The sequence below is a fragment of the Pseudoalteromonas sp. BMB genome, from assembly GCF_001709235.1.
Classification (GTDB): domain Bacteria; phylum Pseudomonadota; class Gammaproteobacteria; order Enterobacterales; family Alteromonadaceae; genus Pseudoalteromonas; species Pseudoalteromonas maricaloris.
The window spans coordinates 311886-330395 of record NZ_MBQA01000067.1 but is presented as its reverse complement, the minus strand read 5'-3'; the positions used below and the strand labels follow the sequence as shown (position 1 = coordinate 330395).

16 protein-coding genes are annotated in these 18510 nt (G+C 42.9%); 11 read left to right on the top strand and 5 right to left on the bottom strand.

What is annotated here, in order from left to right:
• Window positions 1–196 precede the first annotated feature (196 nt).
• Window positions 197–559 (top strand): DUF6176 family protein, encoded by a 363-nt coding sequence (locus BB427_RS06425; protein WP_069019462.1) that lies wholly within the window; start codon window positions 197–199, stop codon window positions 557–559.
• An 11-nt stretch (window positions 560–570) separates the two neighbouring features.
• Here BB427_RS06425 and BB427_RS06420 read toward each other — a convergent pair whose 3' ends face one another.
• Window positions 571–1416, bottom strand: a complete 846-nt coding sequence (locus BB427_RS06420; RefSeq protein WP_069019461.1) for an EamA family transporter — start codon at window positions 1414–1416, stop codon at window positions 571–573.
• Window positions 1417–1827: 411 nt separating this feature from the next.
• Between BB427_RS06420 and BB427_RS06415 the strand changes: the two genes are divergently transcribed.
• Both BB427_RS06415 and BB427_RS06410 read left to right on the top strand, forming a co-directional pair.
• Entirely contained in the window at window positions 1828–2196 is a 369-nt protein-coding gene (locus tag BB427_RS06415) for a hypothetical protein (RefSeq protein WP_069019448.1), read from the top strand.
• A 37-nt stretch (window positions 2197–2233) separates the two neighbouring features.
• Entirely contained in the window at window positions 2234–2605 is a 372-nt protein-coding gene (locus BB427_RS06410; protein WP_069019446.1) for a hypothetical protein, read from the top strand.
• Window positions 2606–2656: 51 nt separating this feature from the next.
• Here BB427_RS06410 and BB427_RS06405 read toward each other — a convergent pair whose 3' ends face one another.
• From BB427_RS06405 to BB427_RS06395, 3 genes are all read right to left on the bottom strand, one after another.
• Window positions 2657–3628, bottom strand: coding sequence for a carbohydrate kinase family protein (locus tag BB427_RS06405; protein WP_069019444.1), 972 nt, complete (start codon window positions 3626–3628; stop codon window positions 2657–2659).
• Between the two features lie 15 nt (window positions 3629–3643).
• The gene (locus BB427_RS06400; RefSeq protein ID WP_069019443.1) at window positions 3644–6034 is read right to left on the bottom strand and encodes a TonB-dependent receptor domain-containing protein; all 2391 of its coding nucleotides are present in this window, start codon (window positions 6032–6034) and stop codon (window positions 3644–3646) included.
• A gap of 183 nt (window positions 6035–6217) precedes the next feature.
• Entirely contained in the window at window positions 6218–7444 is a 1227-nt protein-coding gene (locus BB427_RS06395; RefSeq protein WP_069019442.1) for an MFS transporter, read from the bottom strand.
• A 186-nt stretch (window positions 7445–7630) separates the two neighbouring features.
• Here BB427_RS06395 and gtfA point away from each other — a divergent pair, with 186 nt between their 5' ends.
• The 4 genes from gtfA to arsJ all read left to right on the top strand — a co-directional run bounded on the left by gtfA (window position 7631) and on the right by arsJ (window position 12288).
• A complete protein-coding gene (gene gtfA, locus BB427_RS06390) occupies window positions 7631–9100 on the top strand; it encodes a sucrose phosphorylase (protein WP_069019441.1) in 1470 nt (489 codons plus the stop codon).
• A 182-nt stretch (window positions 9101–9282) separates the two neighbouring features.
• Window positions 9283–10044 (top strand): metalloregulator ArsR/SmtB family transcription factor, encoded by a 762-nt coding sequence (locus tag BB427_RS06385; RefSeq protein WP_254663590.1) that lies wholly within the window; start codon window positions 9283–9285, stop codon window positions 10042–10044.
• A gap of 21 nt (window positions 10045–10065) precedes the next feature.
• Window positions 10066–11076 (top strand): ArsJ-associated glyceraldehyde-3-phosphate dehydrogenase, encoded by a 1011-nt coding sequence (locus BB427_RS06380; RefSeq protein WP_069019406.1) that lies wholly within the window; start codon window positions 10066–10068, stop codon window positions 11074–11076.
• 6 nt (window positions 11077–11082) lie between these two features.
• Window positions 11083–12288: an organoarsenical effux MFS transporter ArsJ gene (gene arsJ, locus BB427_RS06375; protein WP_069019403.1), complete on the top strand. Its 1206-nt coding sequence runs from the start codon at window positions 11083–11085 to the stop codon at window positions 12286–12288.
• A 14-nt stretch (window positions 12289–12302) separates the two neighbouring features.
• Here arsJ and BB427_RS06370 read toward each other — a convergent pair whose 3' ends face one another.
• Complete coding sequence (locus tag BB427_RS06370) at window positions 12303–13334, bottom strand: LacI family DNA-binding transcriptional regulator (protein WP_069019372.1); 1032 nt, start codon at window positions 13332–13334, stop codon at window positions 12303–12305.
• Between the two features lie 170 nt (window positions 13335–13504).
• Here BB427_RS06370 and BB427_RS06365 point away from each other — a divergent pair, with 170 nt between their 5' ends.
• The 4 genes from BB427_RS06365 (at window position 13505) to BB427_RS06350 (ending at window position 18488) form a co-directional block, all read left to right on the top strand.
• A complete protein-coding gene (locus BB427_RS06365) occupies window positions 13505–13732 on the top strand; it encodes a FeoA family protein (RefSeq protein ID WP_010605304.1) in 228 nt (75 codons plus the stop codon).
• A gap of 18 nt (window positions 13733–13750) precedes the next feature.
• The gene (gene feoB / locus BB427_RS06360; protein WP_069019369.1) at window positions 13751–15835 is read left to right on the top strand and encodes a ferrous iron transport protein B; all 2085 of its coding nucleotides are present in this window, start codon (window positions 13751–13753) and stop codon (window positions 15833–15835) included.
• 265 nt (window positions 15836–16100) lie between these two features.
• Window positions 16101–16529: a GNAT family N-acetyltransferase gene (locus BB427_RS06355; protein WP_069019367.1), complete on the top strand. Its 429-nt coding sequence runs from the start codon at window positions 16101–16103 to the stop codon at window positions 16527–16529.
• Between the two features lie 105 nt (window positions 16530–16634).
• Complete coding sequence (locus tag BB427_RS06350; protein WP_069019362.1) at window positions 16635–18488, top strand: monovalent cation:proton antiporter-2 (CPA2) family protein; 1854 nt, start codon at window positions 16635–16637, stop codon at window positions 18486–18488.
• Window positions 18489–18510 lie beyond the last annotated feature (22 nt).

Here is an 18510-nt window from a genome sequence, read left to right as displayed (position 1 = left end):
TCTGGCTCATGGGCGTTAATGGTTATCTTAGGTAAAACAGCTTGTTACATTTTACTAATTTTATAGTTGGGCCCGTTTGAGGGAATTAGGTATAGTCGTTACTACGAAAATGATAAGTAGAAAATAGGAATAAAAAATGAAGGAAGGTATGCTCAGTACCAAAATGGTTAAAGGTTGGAGGGGTTAATCTTATTCCATGGAAACAAAACTGCTAAAGATAAAATTAAACTTGAATGCTCGTCCTCAAGTGGATGAATTACTTGCTTATATGCAGGATAATATCGCGTTTCCGAGAGAAGAGATGCGACAGAAAGGCTACTTTTGGGATTCCGTATTTTTTACTGAAGAAGGCGAAAGAGAGTATCTCTATATTGTAATAAAGTCTGAAGACTTTAGCTGTATTATGATGGATGAATCTGAGCTAATTTGTACACCTTTTCGTGAAGTGTATGAGCGTTTTAGAAAAGCATGTTGGTCAACAGAGCCATATCAAGATATCGAAGCGTTGGCGTGTTTCAATTCACAAATGGAGTTTGACTCTGTCGAACCCGGTAAATAAGTAAAAAAGGGTTATACTTTTGCACCGCTTTTACTATAGAGCAACGCCGCAAAAATAATGACACTGCCAATACCAAGGCGAACGAGGTCAGCTTCTCGGTTCCAAATCAGCAAATTGACAATGATCCCAGCTGGGATCAACACATTGTTCATTACCGCGAGCTCACCCACCGAGACGCGGGTCAGTCCCAAGTTCCATACATAATACCCTACGCCTGAAGCAATCAAGCCTAAATAAATCAGTATTCCCCATTGTAGATTTGTACTTGGGAGTTGCTGGGTATTGCCGAATAACATAAACCCAATGGCGAGCACGAGGGACGCACCAATAAAGAAAAAACCGAAACTTTGATGGTGTACCAGTTGGTAGTGGTTACTTAAGCGTTTGTAACTTACTTGGCCTATCGCAAAGCAAAGGTTTGCGCCTTGCACTAGTAGTAAGCCAAAAAGGTAGTCGCTGGTAAGCTCAGTAAATCTAATGGTGATTGCACCAACGATAGCTATAAGCGCAGACAGCAAGAAGGTGGCATTGAACGAACGGTTTAGTAAGTCATTGAGTGCAGTAATATAGATGGGTGTCATCACTGTGAATAGCAACACTTCAGGTACGCTTAGGTATAAAAAAGAATGATAGTAAAAGCCATACATCAGACCAATCTGCACTGCACCGATTGCCATCAACTTGATTATCAACTCCTTATTCACCGATCTCAATTTCAAAAATGGAATAAACACAATCGCTGCTAGCAAGGTTCTAGATAAAGCGCTAAACCAAGTATCGACTTGGCCTGCCAAATAGACACCAATCAAAGAAAATGAGAACGCCCAAAGTAAAGTAACAATCCAAAGTAATGGCATAGACAATTTGTTGTAGTTTTTAATTTCGCGATTGTATCACGAGCGTAGCAGAAATAGACCATTCGAAAAAAGCGATGATAACAATCTTTATAATGTGATTTTAATTTATGATTATTCACATAGAATGACTCGTGTATTCACACTTACATCCCTTCATTGTTTTACCCATGATGTGTTTGGCCGCCGCTGCGGCCTTTTTTATTTAGTCTATTATTTCGATACTCTCTATAGCTTGTCCCTTCACCGTTTATACCAATTTCCATGAACTTGCTCGATTTAATGCGTTCTGAACACTCTTGTGAATTTTATGTTTTTATGGGTTAAAAAATTGAATTTTTTATTTTTATTGTGTAGTTTAATTTTTAACCAAGATTTCTTGGTTGTTAACATAATAAATATAAGGAGATCAAGGTGAAACAAAAAATAACTAAGATACTTGCAGCTATTGCATTAGTTGGCACCTGCAGCGCTGGTGCAACAGAGTTGAATTGCGACCTACAAGTGAAAAGAGGTGGCAACGTCACCGGTAACGGACAAACCTGCTTTGGTATGGACTTCTCATTTGGCAACTCAACTACAGGTAAGTTCTACTTAACGAATATCAGCAAACCGATTAATAAAGTGATTTGGAATGGTGATGCCAGCTGCTCTGGTGGTGTCGAATGTGCACTTACTGTTTATGCGTATCAAACACATACAGCAACGGCGACTATCTTATACAAAGATGGCACATACGAAGAAACGAATGTATCACGTATCTCGTATGAAACTGGTCACTAAAAATTACTTAACTTATTCTTAATTAAAGGAAATAATAATGAAATCAACATTAATTGCTTCAGTATTGGTTGTACTAGGTGGTCTGTCTTTTAGTTCGCAAGCGGCAGATTTAAAATGCTCTTTGAACGTGAAATCAGGCGGTAATGTGTGGGGTAACAATACTAGCTATTGTTCTGGAATTGATTTTTCTTTCGATAATTCAACTTCTGGTAAGTTCTATATCGCAAATGCCACTAAAGCGATTAGTAAAGTAATTTGGAATGGTGATGCGAGCTGCAGCGGTGGTACGACGTGTAACATGACCATTCGTGCTTATCGTCAGTACAATGCGACTGCAACTATTCTTTATACTGATGGTACATACGAGACGACAAACTCTGCTCATATTGACTATGAAACAGGGTTTTAAGCCTCGACTTTTATAATAAAATAGCGGGAAAGCCTTTTCCCGCTTTAGGTATTAACCTAATAAAGCCTCAGGGTTGAGGGAAGAAAACCGTTCAGACACATCTATAAACGTTGGCATAAAGGGCATGACACCTTTGTGTTCACAAGTAAATGCACCGCATTTCACAGCAAAGCTAAGTGCCTTTTTTACGGTTGGGAAGTTTTGCACGAGTGTATCTTTTGAGACCCCGTTTTGACTGAGTTGAAATAGAAACCCTGCCATTAAGCTATCCCCAGCGCCGGTTGTATCAACCGCATCAATAGTAGGAGAGGCGACGGAATAAAAGTCTTTAGCTGTTAATACACTGCAAGGATTTGGCCCATCGCTTGAGATCACCGCTTGTACGCCGACACTAAGTAACCAATCTAAATAGCTAGCTTCTCTCATGTTCTTTTCTTCAGCGAGATATCTCAGCTCATCTTTACTCATTTTTAATATGTCGACATAGGGGTAGCAAGCCTCTATACGTTCGGATAAGCAAGATAAGTCCCGCCATAGATTCAAGCGCAAGTTAACATCAAATGAAATAAATTGATTATGAGCCGCAGCAGACTTTAATAACGCCATGGTGGTACTTGTCACTTCTGCATCGGTAAGCGTGTTTGAGCAAAAATGAAATATCCCGTGATCTGGCCATTGCAAATGCTCAAAGTCTTTTGGGCGGATTGCGATATCAGCGGTATTGTCGCGGTAAAACGAAAAGCTTCGTTCTCCTTGAGCGTCTAGGTGGACGATGGCCAAGGCGGTTTGCGCTCCACTTATGGATACACAATATTCTGTTCCTACAGCATATAACGCCAAGGTTGATTTTAATTGCAGCGAAAAGGGATCTTCAGCAAAACCTCCTACAAACCGAGCACTGCCACCAAGTTTAGCAAAGCCTACAGCCACATTCGCCGGAGCGCCGCCAGCAATAGGGTTAAGGCTACCGTCGCCGGTAGGTAACAAATCGATAAGCATCTCGCCAAAACATGTTAATTGCATAACTACTACCCCTAATTAGAAACGGTATTTTAAAGTGACAGACGTAGTTCTGCCGTTAATACTGCGAGCGCGAATAATATTGTTAGTTGGAATTACGCCTTCCTCGGCTTCTGTTAATCCAGTGGTATCAAAGAGATTGTTTACGTTTAACGCGATATTGAAGCGTTCAGTCAGATCATAACTTGCAAACGCGTTGACCTGAGTGTAACCGTCAAATTTTAACTCGTTGTTGTCTTGTGCGTACGCGTCAGTGGTGCCGATGAGGCTTAAACCGATAGCACCTTGATCGAAGTTATATTTACCCAATAAGGAATAAACAAAGTCAGCTTGCCGTCTTGGCGTGTTACCCTCGACTTCGGGAGTGAGTGCATCTTTTGCGATTTCAGCATCGGTCCAAGTTAAGCTACCTCGTAAGTCGAAGGAGCCAATAAAATAGACACCTTCAAGTTCAATACCTTGTGCTTCGTATTGCCTGTCAAAGAACTTTTGGCTGGTTGCCTCAAAGTTTTGCTCTTCTGTTTCGGCGTAAAATAAAGTTGCAAATAGACGGCCTTGTTCAAACTTTTGTTTGATACCAAATTCATATTGTGTCACTTCATCCACAGCATCTTCATCAGCAACACTGCCATCAATATTCACTTTACCGAACAATAGTCTGTCTGCATTTGCACGACCGCCCTCACTGAATCTGCCGAATATGGCGCTGCTTGAGGTCATTTGGTAGTTTGCGCCGACAGAGTAGCTTGTGTAGCTCCAATCGTAATTAACTACATTGGGGTTAGCGAGATCGATGGCTGCAACTTGCTCCTCCGGCTTTGATATAGTGCCATCACGGTTGATATCTACACGAGATGTTACAGCACCTGCAAATGTACCTGTCGCTTTACCTGAATCATGACGCACACTCGCATCAACTGAAATATCGCCGAGCTTTGTTGAAAAGGCGATATATGGGGCACGAGTATCGTATTGAGTATCGTAGTTGCGCTGACAGCAATTTCCCCAATAGGGCGTACCATAGGCATATAATCCGTTTTCAGAATATGCTGTGCCATCCGCAGCGGCCACGTTGACAAGCGCTGCGTTATCTCCTTTAACCTCGAGCAAGTATGAATTCCATAACCAAGACATATTGATATTTTGCGATGACATGAAATAACCGAAGGTGAGTGACGTGTCAGTACCAAATGATTTGGTGAGCTTTAGGTCATTCATGATGTTGTCGAAATCATTCATTTCCACTTCGAAGGTATGAACGCGCATTAGTAGTGCTTGATTGAACGCTTGATCCGCTTTTGGTCCGTTGGCAAAGGTGAGTGTCGCACCTGTACCGGCTATGCTCTCGGCAATTGCTTGGCTATTAGCGACCTCAGCAGGGAAAGGCGACATAAATGAGCCTGAGATACTCGACTTTCTGGACCTGTTTTCGATTTGCCAGTCATTACCTAGTTTGAAATTTGCTTCAAAGCCGATACTATCAACAACAGGGTGCATTCCGTCTCGCATATCCCCTCGACGAATTTGATTGTTACCACCTAAGCCTTGCGTGGCGGTGAAATAAACAGAGTGGGGTGTATCTGACAGTACATCAAAGCCGCTGATGGAGTCGCCATTAGAATACATAGGCATAGGAAGGTAGCCTGCTGTTTTATCATCAAGGTGTTTTACATACAAACGAACGTAGCCACTTTCAAATTCCTTGGTGATATTGGCTTTGAGTTGGCCGCCTTTATTTGCGGTATAGCCGGTGTCACGTGGGCCTTCACCTTGGCGCACAAAGCCACCAATATGAAATTTTATGTCGTCAGTTAAATAACTCCCATACTCAAAATCAGTTCTAAACTCGTCATAATCTAAACCAAACGTGGTGGCAACACTGCCTGACTCATTTTCACCCGTTTTTGAAATCAAGTTAATAATGCCTCCGGGAGCGTCGCTGGCGGCAGTCGAAGCCGAGCCACCACGAATAGACTCGATTGACTCCACGGTATTATCAAGGCGCATAAAAATATCGGCGTTACCAAAAGCAATGTCACCAAACTGCAAAATAGGCAAGCCATCTTCTTGTAGCTGCAAAAATTTAGCGCCACCGGATGCGACAGGAAGACCACGTACAGCGATATTTGCATTACCTTCACCACCGGTTGATTCTGACCTTACACCAGGAATTAGTTTGAATGCTTCAGCGGTAGTTCTGGGGGTTGCAACAGAGATTTGCTCCAGCCCTATGCTGCTAACAGAAACACTCGATTCCATAATGGTTGTTCGCTTTGGCACACCCGTCACGACTATTTTCTCGAAGCCATCGGCAGGTTTTGTGTGTGCTTTTTCTTCAGCGGCCGCCGAGTGAGAGATTGCAAGCGTGAGTGCGCTGAGTGTAAATAGGGTGGTTTTGATTGTTGTCATCATTTGCCTCTTGTTATCGTTGTCAAACTCGTGCGGTCTATTAAAAATAAACTTAATCGATTAAGTTTATTTTTAGCACAATTTAATTTGGTTGCAATTAAAAATTAATCAATAATTCAAACAAAATTTTAATGCTTTGGTTTTTATGAATTTTAACCCGCGAAAAATTTTTGGTCGGAGGAGTTACACTCGCTGCAACTTAGCGTTTTTGCTCAATGGTAAGCGGGCAGGGTCCTTTAACCAGTTGTACAACATGGCCGCAAAGAGTAAAAATGCAAACCCAGTCGCAAGTACAAAGCCATGGCTAACATGGCCAAAGTAATCGCTCACCATGCCCATCAGAAGTGGTGCTAGCGCAGCAGAAAGCGCGGTGAAGAACAACATCACACCAGCAACAGAGCCATGCTGAGCTTTGTCAAAACAAGAGATCCCTTTTGAGTTTAATGTTGGGTAAATCATAGACATAAATAAACCACTTAGCGGGAGCGTATAGATAGCGGCATTAACACCATAAAGATAAGTTAAAAAATAGCATACAAATATAGCAAAGCTCAGCGTTAGCATTACGCTTTGCCAACGATACTTAGCGAGTAACCATACAGCCATAAAGCGACCTATTGCACGTAAAATAAAAAAGATGGTGAGCGCATAAGTTGCAAGCCAAGTTAAATCACCTTGGTAATCCTGTAATAAAGTGGGCATCCAGACATAAATTGCGACTTCAGTTGCAACGTAGAGTGCTATGGCGAGGGAAAAGCCAAGTGCATATTTGTTCTTGAGCATCGCTGCCGTGTGAGATAGGCCTGCATTGTTTTGTGCATGAGCGGTATTAAACTTGGGAAACTCAGTGCTTAAAGTCACGATACTGAGTATTAAGCATAGCCCACCAGCAAGCACATAAAGATAGGTCCAACTCACCCCCTGTATCAATAGATAACTGACAATTGCAGGGCCAATTATCGCGCCGATGGCAAAGAAGCCTTCGACTTTATTCATGGTTTGAGTATGTTCTTGTGCGCCGTCAGAAATGTCACCTAGAAGGGCGAGGGCCCCTGTTTTAAATAGGCCAATGGCTAATCCAATGACACATAAAAGCATTAAAAACATGGTGAAAGTTTCACCCAGTGCGAACAGAAAACATGCGGATGAAAATAGTATGAGGCCAATTAACACCGTGAGCTTACGGCCTATTTTATCTGCCAGAAATCCTAAACATAAGCCGCTAAAGGCAATTAAAATCATTGGTGCATAGTGAAAGGCGCTGGCCTGGGTCATGCTAAGTTGATATTCGCTGATCAGTGTTGGAATGATCACGCCAACGGCGTCTGATGTCATCGCAAACATCAAAAACATCATATAAGTTAACCAGCGCAACGTGTTGAGCTGAGTGTGATTCGACTTGCTGCTCATTGTTCACCTCTTGAAGGGCTTTGTTATGTAGCTGGTCTACTTCTTTACATAAGACTGAGTGTAATACTAATCTGCATTAAGCGAATTATTTTTAGTAGAACGCTACGATAAAACTTGATTATTGTTTGTTCATGATTAAAGATATAGCTTAATCGATTAAGTCTCAACTTTTTTAATGAGTAAATTATGAAAAACCAAGTTCAGTTGATCACGTATGCTGATCGCCTGTCTGGCGGCGGCCTTGGACAATTAAATACGTTACTAACGGGCCCGTTAGCTGGACTATTTGGTGGTGTCCACATTTTGCCTTTTTACTATCCAATTGATGGTAGTGACGCAGGTTTTGACCCGATTGATCATGCCAAGGTCGACGAACGATTGGGTGATTGGCAACATATTAAGTTGATTGCCGAGCACTGTGAGGTAATGGCAGATCTTATCGTTAACCATGTATCAGGAGAGTCAGCAGAATTTGCAGATGTGTTGGCTCATGGCCAAGAGTCACAGTTTTGGTCGATGTTTTTAAAAGAAGAAGATGTCTTTCCTAATGGCATTACGCAAGCACAAGCGCAAGCAATTTATCGTCCGAGGCCGGGAAGTTGCTTTTCTAAAAAGGCGTTAGCGAGTGGCGAAGTTGTGGATTTTTGGACCACTTTTACTGATAACCAAATTGATATTAATGTTGAGTCAGAAGCGGGGCGCGCTTATTTAGAAAAAGTCTTAACATTGTTTGCAGACAGTGGAGTGAAAATTATTCGACTAGATGCCGCAGGATATGCAATCAAACGCGCAAATACCAGCTGTTTTATGACTGATGAGGCCTTTGCTTTTATCAATCAATTATCTAAGCGCGCCAATGAGCTTGGTATGGAAACCATTGCCGAAATTCACAGTTATTACAAAACTCAAGTAGAGGTTGCCAGCAAAGTCGACCGTGTTTATGACTTTGCGCTCCCTCCGCTTATTTTACACAGTTTATTCAATAAAGATTTCTCGGCTTTAGCCAAGTGGTTGGACATTGCGCCACGTAATTGTCTAACCGTGCTGGATACTCATGACGGAATCGGCATTATTGACGCGGGGCCTGAAGGGGATAAACCAGGGTTACTCGATGCCAATCAAATTGATGCTTTGGTTGAGCAGATCCATAGCAACAGTAAAGGCCAAAGTCGCAAGGCAACCGGCGCTGCAGCGAGCAATGTCGACTTGTATCAAGTCAATTGCAGTTATTATGAAGCCTTAGGGAAGTATGATTTTTATTATTTGGTAGCAAGAGCAATTCAGTTCTTTTGCCCTGGAGTACCACAAGTTTATTACGGTGGTCTATTGGCGATGGAAAATGACATGGCGCTCCTAGAAAAAAGTAATGTTGGACGCGATATCAACCGCCCTTATTTGGATGTCGCGATGGTGGAAGCCGCACTCGATAAACCTGTGGTGAAGGGTCTGCAAACTCTAATTAAACTGCGTAATACTTGCTGCGCATTTGATGGCAATTTTGCATTAACATGCCAAGGCTCAAATCTGGTTATAACTTGGGAGGGCAATAATGCCAAAGCGGAGTTGCGAGTTGATCTCGCAAAAGATGAAGCCATGATTAAAACTTCTGAAAACGCCACAGAGCAGAGCTATAACATTCAATCGCTGCTTTCCTAACCATAGCTAGGAGCCAAAGTTGCGCGTAGAAAGCTCGCTTTAAGTACCTCAACATCGATTATCCTTGGTAGCGGCTCGCAATCTTAGGTGAGCTGCTATGTATAGATAAATACCAACAAAGCGTAATTGACATAGCGGGCTAGCTATATAACAATAGAATTATATAATTAATTTGTTATGCGATGATGAAGATACTTTTTCTTTGTTCTGGAAACTCAACGCGGTCAATTTTAGCACAGGCGCTAGCTAACTTTCATGGCGGTTCGGATGTTCATGCCTATAGTGCAGGCACTAAGCCAAGCACTGTGAATGCGACTACGCTTTCAATGCTACGCCGTTTAGGGATTAATACGGACAATCTGTACAGTAAACACCTCAATGAGTATAAGGACGAACACTTTGATGTGGTGGTAACTTTATGCTCTGAAGTGCGATCTGAATGCGAAAGTAAACTGCAAGGAGAACATGTCCTTGCGTGGGATATTGCGAGTCCAGCTGAGAGAAGTTGCAATAACGCTTATGAGCAAACCTTGTTCGACATCAATGAACAAGTTATTTCCCTACTACGCGAAGGTAAGCCACAACATACGCTACTTACACCCTTGCAATTTTATAAATCCCTAGCGGATGAGATCCGCTTAAAAACGCTTGCCATGTTGATGGTGGAAGGTGAGCTATGTGTTTGCGAGCTAATGGCTGCGCTTGAACAAGATAGCCAACCCAAGGTTTCACGGCATTTAGCGCAGCTGAAGAAGGCTGGAATTCTATGTGATCGCAAGCAAAAACAATGGGTATTTTATTCTATAAACCCAACACTACCGCTATGGATGAAGGCGGTGATAAACGCCACGGTTATGCATCAACCAGATTATATAAAAGCTGAGTTAGTGAGGCTAAATGCGATGGGCGAACGGCCAACACGCATGGCAACTTGCTGTAACTAATAATTAGATTTTGGAGTTCTTATGACGATTAAAGTAGGGATCAATGGTTTTGGTCGAATGGGGCGTTTGGCGCTTCGCGCTAGCTTTGACTGGCCTGAAATCGAGTTTGTTCAAATTAACGATCCTGCGGGCAATGCAGAAACCCTAGCACACTTGCTAGAGTTTGATTCTGTTCATGGTAAATGGCATCACAGTGTGTCTTTTCAAGATGAACAGATCCAAATAGGTGAAACTGTGTTGTCGGTGACTCAAAACAAAGAGATTGCGCAAACCGACTGGTCTCAATGCGACGTCGTGATCGAAGCATCCGGCAAAATGAAAACCAAAGCTTTACTGCAACAGTATTTAGATCAAGGCGTTAAGCGTGTGGTTGTTACGGCACCGGTAAAAGAAGAAGGAGTATTAAATATTGTGATGGGAGTGAATGACCATCTATACGACGACATGCCCCATCAAATCGTTACGGCCGCTTCTTGTACCACGAATTGCTTAGCGCCCGTGGTAAAAGTTCTGCAACAAAACATCGGTATAAAGCACGGTTCGATGACGACTATTCATGATATCACCAACACGCAAACCATTTTGGATGCGCCACATAAGGATCTACGCCGTGCGCGGGCCTGTGGCATGAGTTTAATTCCGACAACAACGGGTTCAGCGACCGCTATTACCCATATCTTTCCAGAATTAAAAGGTAAGCTAAATGGTCACGCTGTTCGTGTTCCATTGGCGAATGCTTCATTAACAGACTGCGTTTTCGAGGTCGAGCGGCCAACCACAGTGGAAGAGATTAACCACTGGATGGCGCAAGCTGCTGCTACTGAGCTTAACGGAATTTTAGGTTATGAATCAAGACCACTAGTTTCTATTGACTATAAAACGGATCCTCGCTCTAGTATCGTCGATGCGTTATCTACAATGGTAGTTAATGGTACTCAGGTTAAGTTGTACGTGTGGTATGACAACGAGTGGGGCTATGCAAATCGTACCGCGGAATTAGTACGTAAAGTCGGATTGTCGTTAGGCGAATAAGATATCATGCAGCTGCGCAATATACCTCAAGATATCAAGCAGTACCTCATTGTGACAGGCAACTATTGGGCGTTTACCTTAACGGATGGTGCGCTCAGAATGTTGGTGGTGCTTTACTTTCATCAATTGGGCTATAACCCGCTTGAAATTGCCATGCTATTTCTCTTCTATGAAATTTTTGGTGTTGTCACCAATTTAATTGGGGGATGGCTTGGCGCACGCATTGGCTTAAACCGCACCATGAATATTGGGTTAGGCATACAAATAGTAGCATTATTGATGTTAGTAGTACCAACGCACTGGCTTACCGTGCCTTATGTTATGGCAGCACAGGCGCTCTCAGGTATTGCCAAAGATCTCAATAAAATGAGTGCCAAAAGTGCAATAAAGGCCATCGTAAAATCGGGTGAAGAAGGGACCTTGTTTAAGTGGGTGGCAATACTTACTGGCTCAAAGAATGCGCTAAAAGGCGTCGGATTTTTTCTTGGCGGGTTGTTGCTTACCTTACTTGGCTTTACCGGCGCGATGTGGTCGATGGCAATCATGTTGCTATTAGTGTGGTTGTTTAGCCTTATCAGCTTAAAAAGCGATTTAGGCAAGGCTAAAAGCAAACCCAAATTTAGCGATGTATTTTCAAAAAGCCGAGCAATTAATATGCTATCTGCCGCGCGATTGTTTTTATTTGCCGCACGGGATGTTTGGTTTGTGGTTGCGCTTCCTGTCTTTTTATCGCAGCAGTTCGGTTGGGATCATTGGTGGGTTGGTGGCTTTATGGCTACTTGGGTCATCGGTTATGGCATCGTGCAATCAACAACTCCTAGATTTATTAGTCGTGATACGTTTGCATCAACACCAAGTAAAGTCAGCGGATGGGCGTTGTATTTGGCAGCTATTCCGCTGTTGATTGCTATCTCACTTCAAGCGCAGCTCTGGACAAGCTTAGCCTTAGTAGGTGGACTTTTGCTCTTTGGTTTTGTGTTTGCTATCAATTCATCTCTTCACAGCTATCTTATTGTAAGTTTGGCCGATAGTGATGGAGTGTCACTTGATGTGGGCTTCTATTATATGGCGAACGCTATCGGGCGATTACTCGGTACCGTGCTATCAGGTTGGATCTTTTTGGAGTATGGCTTGGTGGCTTGTTTAGTGGTATCAAGTGTGATGTTGTTGTTGGCAGGGATCATTTCCTGCCGATTACCCAGGCGCGTCTAATTGATAGGGGGCAATTAACAGCTCTGCCCCATTTTTAAGGTATAGCCAAGCATAACTTTATCATCGCTTTTATCTAAGAAGAGTTTGGCTGCTTCTCGGCCTTTTTCTTCACTATTTTGATGAATGGTAGTTAGGCTAGGGCTAAAGCGTAGCGCTTCATCAATGCCATCAAAACCAACGACTTTAAGATCCTGCGGTATCTTTACACCAAGTTTTTTGGCTTCTCTTAACAGCGGTAGTGCAATTAAATCACTCATACACAGTACGGTATTAGGCCTTGGTGAGAGGTTAAGTAGTTCTTTTGCGGCGATATTTGCAAACCTTTCGCTGCTTTCAGGAATATTCCACACTCTGTCTTCACCAAGTGTTAACCCACGCTCTTCAATGGCTTTGAGATATCCGCTATAGCGCTGATGCGCAATAGAAGTCTCTAAGTCTATTAGGCTCTGCTCGTATACGCGGCATAGCAAATCGGTATCTAATAATCTCAAACCAAAAATAGCAACATCACTATCGTCGTTTAGTGCTTTACTCGCTACATCAAAGGCGGCTTGTTGGTTGTCGATATTAATACTGGCATGCGCGGGCAAATCAAAGTCAACCGTCACAACCTGTTTGCTAACATTCGCAAGATGCTCAATTAACTTGGGATTACGCGGGCGGCCATAACAAATTAAGCCGTCGACGAAATCGACAATGTCTCCGACATTATCTGCTGTGCCTGAGAACAAGAGTAGGTTAATATGCTGAGCTTCTAAAACGCTTGCAACTCCTCGCATAAAGCTACTTGCAACGGGATCAGATACCATATATTCAACGCTATCGGGTAGTACCAGCGCGACAATGTTAAACGAGCCCTTACGCAGCGATTGGGCTGCCTTGTTAGGCCCAAAATAACCCAATTCTTTACAGGCTTTTAAAATTTCTTCTCGTTTGGATTTAGAGAGTTGATCTGGTCTGTTAAAAGCATTCGATACAGTTGCATTTGACACACCTAATTCCGCCGCAATGCTTTTGAGCGTCCATTTTTTTTTGTCGTTACTCATTGGCAGGACCCCTTAATACAGTCAGGCATATGGCAATGGTTTAGCTCATCTTAACTAGTAAACACCTTAAATAACAAGCAATAATAGATTATTGTCGCAATCTAGTTTAAAGAAAATAGTCAATGAGGTATGATGCGCCATACTTTTATTGCAAATTGTTCTCATAATCAATGACATTAGATAAACTTTCCAAAAATAGCGCAGCGACCATCACTTCTCTTACCCATCCAGATACTGCGTTACTGAGTCGAATAATGGCACTTGGAATTATTCCTGGTGAGCAAATAGAAGTCATTAACGTCGCCCCACTTGGATGCCCGATGCAAGTGAAAATTGGTGACACCTTTGTGAGTGTGCGTAAGGCCGACGCACAGTTCGTTGAAATTGAAGTTTTATAAGTTATTAAGGGCTCACGTATGAAAATTGCGTTAGTGGGCAACCCGAACTGCGGGAAAACCACATTATTTAATCGCCTGACCGGCTCTAAACAAAAAGTAGGGAATTGGCCAGGGGTGACAGTCGAGAAAAAATTCGGCTATTTTGCTTTAGAAAACACAAACGTAGAATTGGTAGATTTGCCCGGGCTCTATAGCATGGAACAAATTGAGCCAAGCCAAGATGAGCAAATCGCGTGTGACTTCCTAAAGCAAAATGAAGCCGATGTCATCATTAACATCGTAGATGCCGCTAACTTACAGCGAAATCTAGTATTAACTTCTCAGCTGAAAGAATTAGGCAAGCCTATTCTCGTTGTTGCAAATATGGTTGATGTTGCAACACAGCGTGGGAGAACGTTAGATTTAAAAAGACTCTCTGAACAGTTAGGGTTACCTGTAGTGCCATTCCACGGTGCTAAAGGTACAGGGCAAGAAGCGTTGTTGGAACAACTCGCACAGATCACGCGTTTTCCAAAAGCACCTGTGACGGCAAACACCGAAAGCGCCAGCAGCGACCCCCTTGAAAAAGCGGTTGCCCGTCACCAAGCAGTGAAAAAATTGGCTGATGGCGTAAGTATCATTACGCCAAAACGTGCAGATACGACAGAAACGCTTGATAAAATCGTGCTCAACCGCTGGCTTGGTGTACCTATTTTCTTAGCCATGATGTATTTAATGTTTACCATTGCGGTTAATGTTGGTGCTGTATTTATCGACTTTTTTGACATCGCCGTGGGCGCCTTACTTATCGATGGTGTAAAAATCTTGCTAGCAGATATTGGCGCACCTCAATGGCTGGGTGTGTTATTGGCTGATGGTTTTGGTGCGGGTATTCAATTAGTGGCGACCTTCATCCCTGTTATTGCGGTGCTATATCTGTGCTTATCCATTTTGGAAGATAGTGGTTATCTTTCTCGGGCCGCGTTCGTTATTGACCGTTTGATGTCATCCATTGGTCTACCGGGCAATGCTTTTGTCCCTTTGATCGTTGGATTCGGCTGTAATGTGCCTGCGGTTATGGCGTCAAGAACGATGGGTCGAGAGTCAGATAGATTACTGACGATTATTATGGCGCCATTTATGTCCTGCGGTGCACGTTTGACGGTATATGCGTTATTTGCAGCGGCGTTCTTTCCAACGAACGGAGCCAATGTTGTTTTTGGTCTGTATTTGCTTGGCATATTGGTTGCGGTAGGTTCTGGCTTTTTATTTAGAAAGCAAGTATTCAAAACGCAAAAATTACCCTCATTTACCGAGATGCCAGCGTATCATATGCCAATTTGGCGCAATATATTCATTACCACTTGGCAGCGTCTGAGCGGCTTTATCAAACGTGCTGGCAAAACAATTGTTATGGTAGTTATTTTACTCAGTGCATTAAACTCGATTGGTACCGACGGTTCGTTTGGCAATGAGAATACAGATAAGTCACTTTTGGCGAAGGCTGCACAAGTGGTTACGCCAATCTTTGAGCCAATTGGGTTAAAAGAGGAAAACTGGCCTGCTACGGTTGGTGTTGTGACTGGTATGTTTGCCAAAGAAGCCATCGTCGGTACTTTAGATGCGCTTTATACCGGTGCCGAAGAAGAAGGTGGAGAGTTTTCATTGTTGGCTTCGTTAAAAGAAGCGTTGATGACCATAGTAGACAATAGTAAAAACCTTATCGCAAACCTTGGTGATCCATTAGGACTTAACGAATTAGAGTCAGGCGCTGAAAGTGGCACTGCGCTACTTACTGCAATGGCCGCGAAATTTAATGGTCAAATCGGTGCATTTAGTTATCTTGTCTTTATCTTACTTTACACACCTTGTGTAGCGGTATTAGGTGCAATTAAACGTGAATCTGGCGGTAAGTGGATGTGGCTTGTTATTGGCTGGACGACCTCAATTGCTTATATTATGGCGACTTTAGTTTACCAAGCTAGTCAGTTAAGCACCTCGCCAACGAGTGCTTCGCTTTGGATTATAGCGATGTTGTTGTTTGGATTTGCATGGTGGAAAGGGTTATCCAGACTGGGTAATAAACTTAACCAACCACCAACCTATCAGATAAATTTAGGTTAGCTATTCAAAAGTTTGGTTAATTACGGCGCTTAGAGCGCCGTTTTTATGTTTTGGTATCAAGCAAAAAAAAGCAGTGTTAACTGAGTCAACACTGCCAACAACTCTAAATCAATCAAGGGGAGTCTTCGTAAAAGGAGATTACGCCGCTTTATTGACGGAAGGGTGACGCAATAATGAAAGATTTATGACTGTGAAAATTTCACTTTGCTTCTTGCTAAAAATCGCTTAATTTTTAGCTCTATTCTTGCCGTTAACTGGGACAATAATGATAACCACTGATACTCCTCTAATTTTACGCCATCTTGATACTATCCATGCGCTGATCTCTAATTCTTATTGGGCAAAACAAATGCCTAAAGTATTGCTGGAAAAGGCCATTCAAAATAGCCTGAGCTTCATGTATTTGGACGATGAAGGTGAGTTTCAGGGTTTTTGTCGCGTGATAACTGACTATGCCACCTTTGCCTATCTTGCCGACGTGATAGTTGAGGAAAGTGCCAGAGGTAAAGGGGTAGGCAAAGCGATTGTTCAAGCCGTGGTTGAATATCCAGAGCTACAAGGCTTAAGGCGCTTTATGCTGGCAACTTTTGATGCGCATACTCTATATGAAAAATTCGGCTTTGCAGCGGTGCCAGATCCAAGTATTTTGATGCAGATCTGCCATCCTACAATATATTCGGATTTACAAGATTAATTGCTGGATTTTAGTCATTTATATTTTGTTTTTTAGAACGAAGACTGGATAAATGCACTTACCCTGAACATAATAAAGACGATAACAACAACAGGTGTCTTTTTTATGTTACTGCTCGCGACTATCTATTTGGCTGCTGCGATATTGGCGGTGCCAATCGCTAAACGGCTAGGGCTTGGCTCTGTGCTTGGATATTTATTGGCAGGGATCCTAATTGGTCCTCATCTTCTTCATCTTGTGGGAGAGCAAACTGACGTCATGCATTTTGCCGAGTTTGGCGTAGTGATGATGCTATTCTTAGTTGGGCTAGAGTTACAACCCAAAAGGCTCTGGACGATGCGCCGCTCTATAGTTGGTCTCGGTGGCTTACAAGTGGTTATCACAACGGCTGTACTCTATTTCGCGATTGATTTAGCGCTTGGCTTTTTGTGGCAGCAATCATTAGCCATCGCGTTAATGTTGGCACTGTCTTCTACCGCCATTGCACTGCAAACCTTAAATGAAAAAGGCTTGATTAAACAATCTGGCGGTCAAAATGCGTTTTCAGTGTTGTTATTTCAAGATATAGCTGTGATCCCCATTCTCGCGATTATGCCGTTGTTAGCATTTAGTGATTTGGCTGTGAGTGATGGTCACGGCAATTTGTTACACGCTTTTCCGACTTATCTCCAAGTGATTATCTCTGTTTTTGTCATTTTGGCTATTATCGCTGCTGGGCATTATGTCGCCGCGCCGTTATTTAGGTATATTGCCAGCACTCGAATGCGCGAGCTATTTACCGTGGTGGCGCTATTTATCGTTATCGCAACCGCGTTATTGATGCAAAGCATCGGTTTATCCCCAGCGCTTGGAACATTTCTCGCGGGTGTTGTTCTCGCGGAAAGTGAATTTCGCCATGAATTAGAAGCCGATATTGAACCGTTCAAAGGGTTACTACTTGGCCTCTTTTTCATGACAGTAGGCGCATCAATCGACTTTTCCTTATTGGCGCAAAAATGGTTATTTATTTTAGCGTCAGTGGTGTTATTAATGGGGTTAAAGGCAGTTATTTTATATTTGTTGGCAACGGCATTTTCACTGCATAAGCGAGCGACATGGTTATTTACTGCAGCCCTGTGTCAAGGCGGAGAGTTCGCGTTTGTACTACTTTCTGTTACTGGCAGTTTAGCAATCTTAACTCCAGATCAAGTGGCATTAGTCACACTGGTTGTTGCGGTATCTATGCTCGGTTCGCCCCTTATTTTTATTCTTTACGACAAAATAGTTGAACGTCAAGCCAATACTACTCAAGAACAAGATAGCTTAGAGACGATGGAAGCGACACAAAACGTTATTGTGGTAGGCTACGGGCGTTTTGGCCAAGTGATAGGGCGCTTGCTTCATGCGCAGGGTTATCATTTATCGATCTTGGATCACAGCCCAAGCCAAATTGAATTACTCCGTCGCTTTGGCAATCAAGTATTTTATGGCGATGGTGCACGATTAGATTTGCTCGAAGCCGCAGGGGCTCACGAAGCGCAAATGCTGGTCGTAGCGATTGATGAACCAGATAAAACCCTCGAAATCGTCAGGTTAGCGCAGCAACACTTTCCTGATCTAAAACTTGTAGTTCGTGCGACCGACCGTCGCCATGCCTACCAACTGATAAAATTGGGTGTCACTGCGTTTGAGCGAGAAACTTTTGTCTCTGCTGTGAAGCTAGGTGAGCAGGCGCTTAAGTTATTGGGCCATAGTGAAGAAGATGTTGCACGAGCGGGCTACCTATTTACTAAACACGATGTTGAATCTATGCACATGCTTGCTGATGTGTGGGGAGACGATGAAAGCTATGGTATTGCGATCCGTCAGCGTATGGCTGACCTCAAACAGGTACTTCAGGCGGACGAAAAAGCGCAAGAAGATCTTAATACCTGTCATGGTGAAAATTGTGAAGATAAACCACCAGCCATTGAACAATAACGTATAAATATTAGGTTAAATC

Excerpts from the sequence above, each read along its gene's own strand:
- gtfA (WP_069019441.1), top strand. The coding sequence starts at position 7,631 with ATGAAAAACCAAGTTCAGTTGATCACGTATGCTGATCGCCTGTCTGGC.
- BB427_RS06380 (WP_069019406.1), top strand. The coding sequence starts at position 10,066 with ATGACGATTAAAGTAGGGATCAATGGTTTTGGTCGAATGGGGCGTTTG.
- feoB (WP_069019369.1), top strand. The coding sequence starts at position 13,751 with ATGAAAATTGCGTTAGTGGGCAACCCGAACTGCGGGAAAACCACATTA.
- BB427_RS06395 (WP_069019442.1), bottom strand. The coding sequence starts at position 7,444 with ATGAGCAGCAAGTCGAATCACACTCAGCTCAACACGTTGCGCTGGTTA.
- BB427_RS06410 (WP_069019446.1), top strand. The coding sequence starts at position 2,234 with ATGAAATCAACATTAATTGCTTCAGTATTGGTTGTACTAGGTGGTCTG.
- BB427_RS06420 (WP_069019461.1), bottom strand. The coding sequence starts at position 1,416 with ATGCCATTACTTTGGATTGTTACTTTACTTTGGGCGTTCTCATTTTCT.
- BB427_RS06425 (WP_069019462.1), top strand. The coding sequence starts at position 197 with ATGGAAACAAAACTGCTAAAGATAAAATTAAACTTGAATGCTCGTCCT.
- BB427_RS06355 (WP_069019367.1), top strand. The coding sequence starts at position 16,101 with ATGATAACCACTGATACTCCTCTAATTTTACGCCATCTTGATACTATC.
- BB427_RS06370 (WP_069019372.1), bottom strand. The coding sequence starts at position 13,334 with ATGAGTAACGACAAAAAAAAATGGACGCTCAAAAGCATTGCGGCGGAA.
- BB427_RS06365 (WP_010605304.1), top strand. The coding sequence starts at position 13,505 with ATGACATTAGATAAACTTTCCAAAAATAGCGCAGCGACCATCACTTCT.
- BB427_RS06385 (WP_254663590.1), top strand. The coding sequence starts at position 9,283 with ATGATGAAGATACTTTTTCTTTGTTCTGGAAACTCAACGCGGTCAATT.
- arsJ (WP_069019403.1), top strand. The coding sequence starts at position 11,083 with ATGCAGCTGCGCAATATACCTCAAGATATCAAGCAGTACCTCATTGTG.
- BB427_RS06350 (WP_069019362.1), top strand. The coding sequence starts at position 16,635 with ATGTTACTGCTCGCGACTATCTATTTGGCTGCTGCGATATTGGCGGTG.
- BB427_RS06405 (WP_069019444.1), bottom strand. The coding sequence starts at position 3,628 with ATGCAATTAACATGTTTTGGCGAGATGCTTATCGATTTGTTACCTACC.
- BB427_RS06400 (WP_069019443.1), bottom strand. The coding sequence starts at position 6,034 with ATGACAACAATCAAAACCACCCTATTTACACTCAGCGCACTCACGCTT.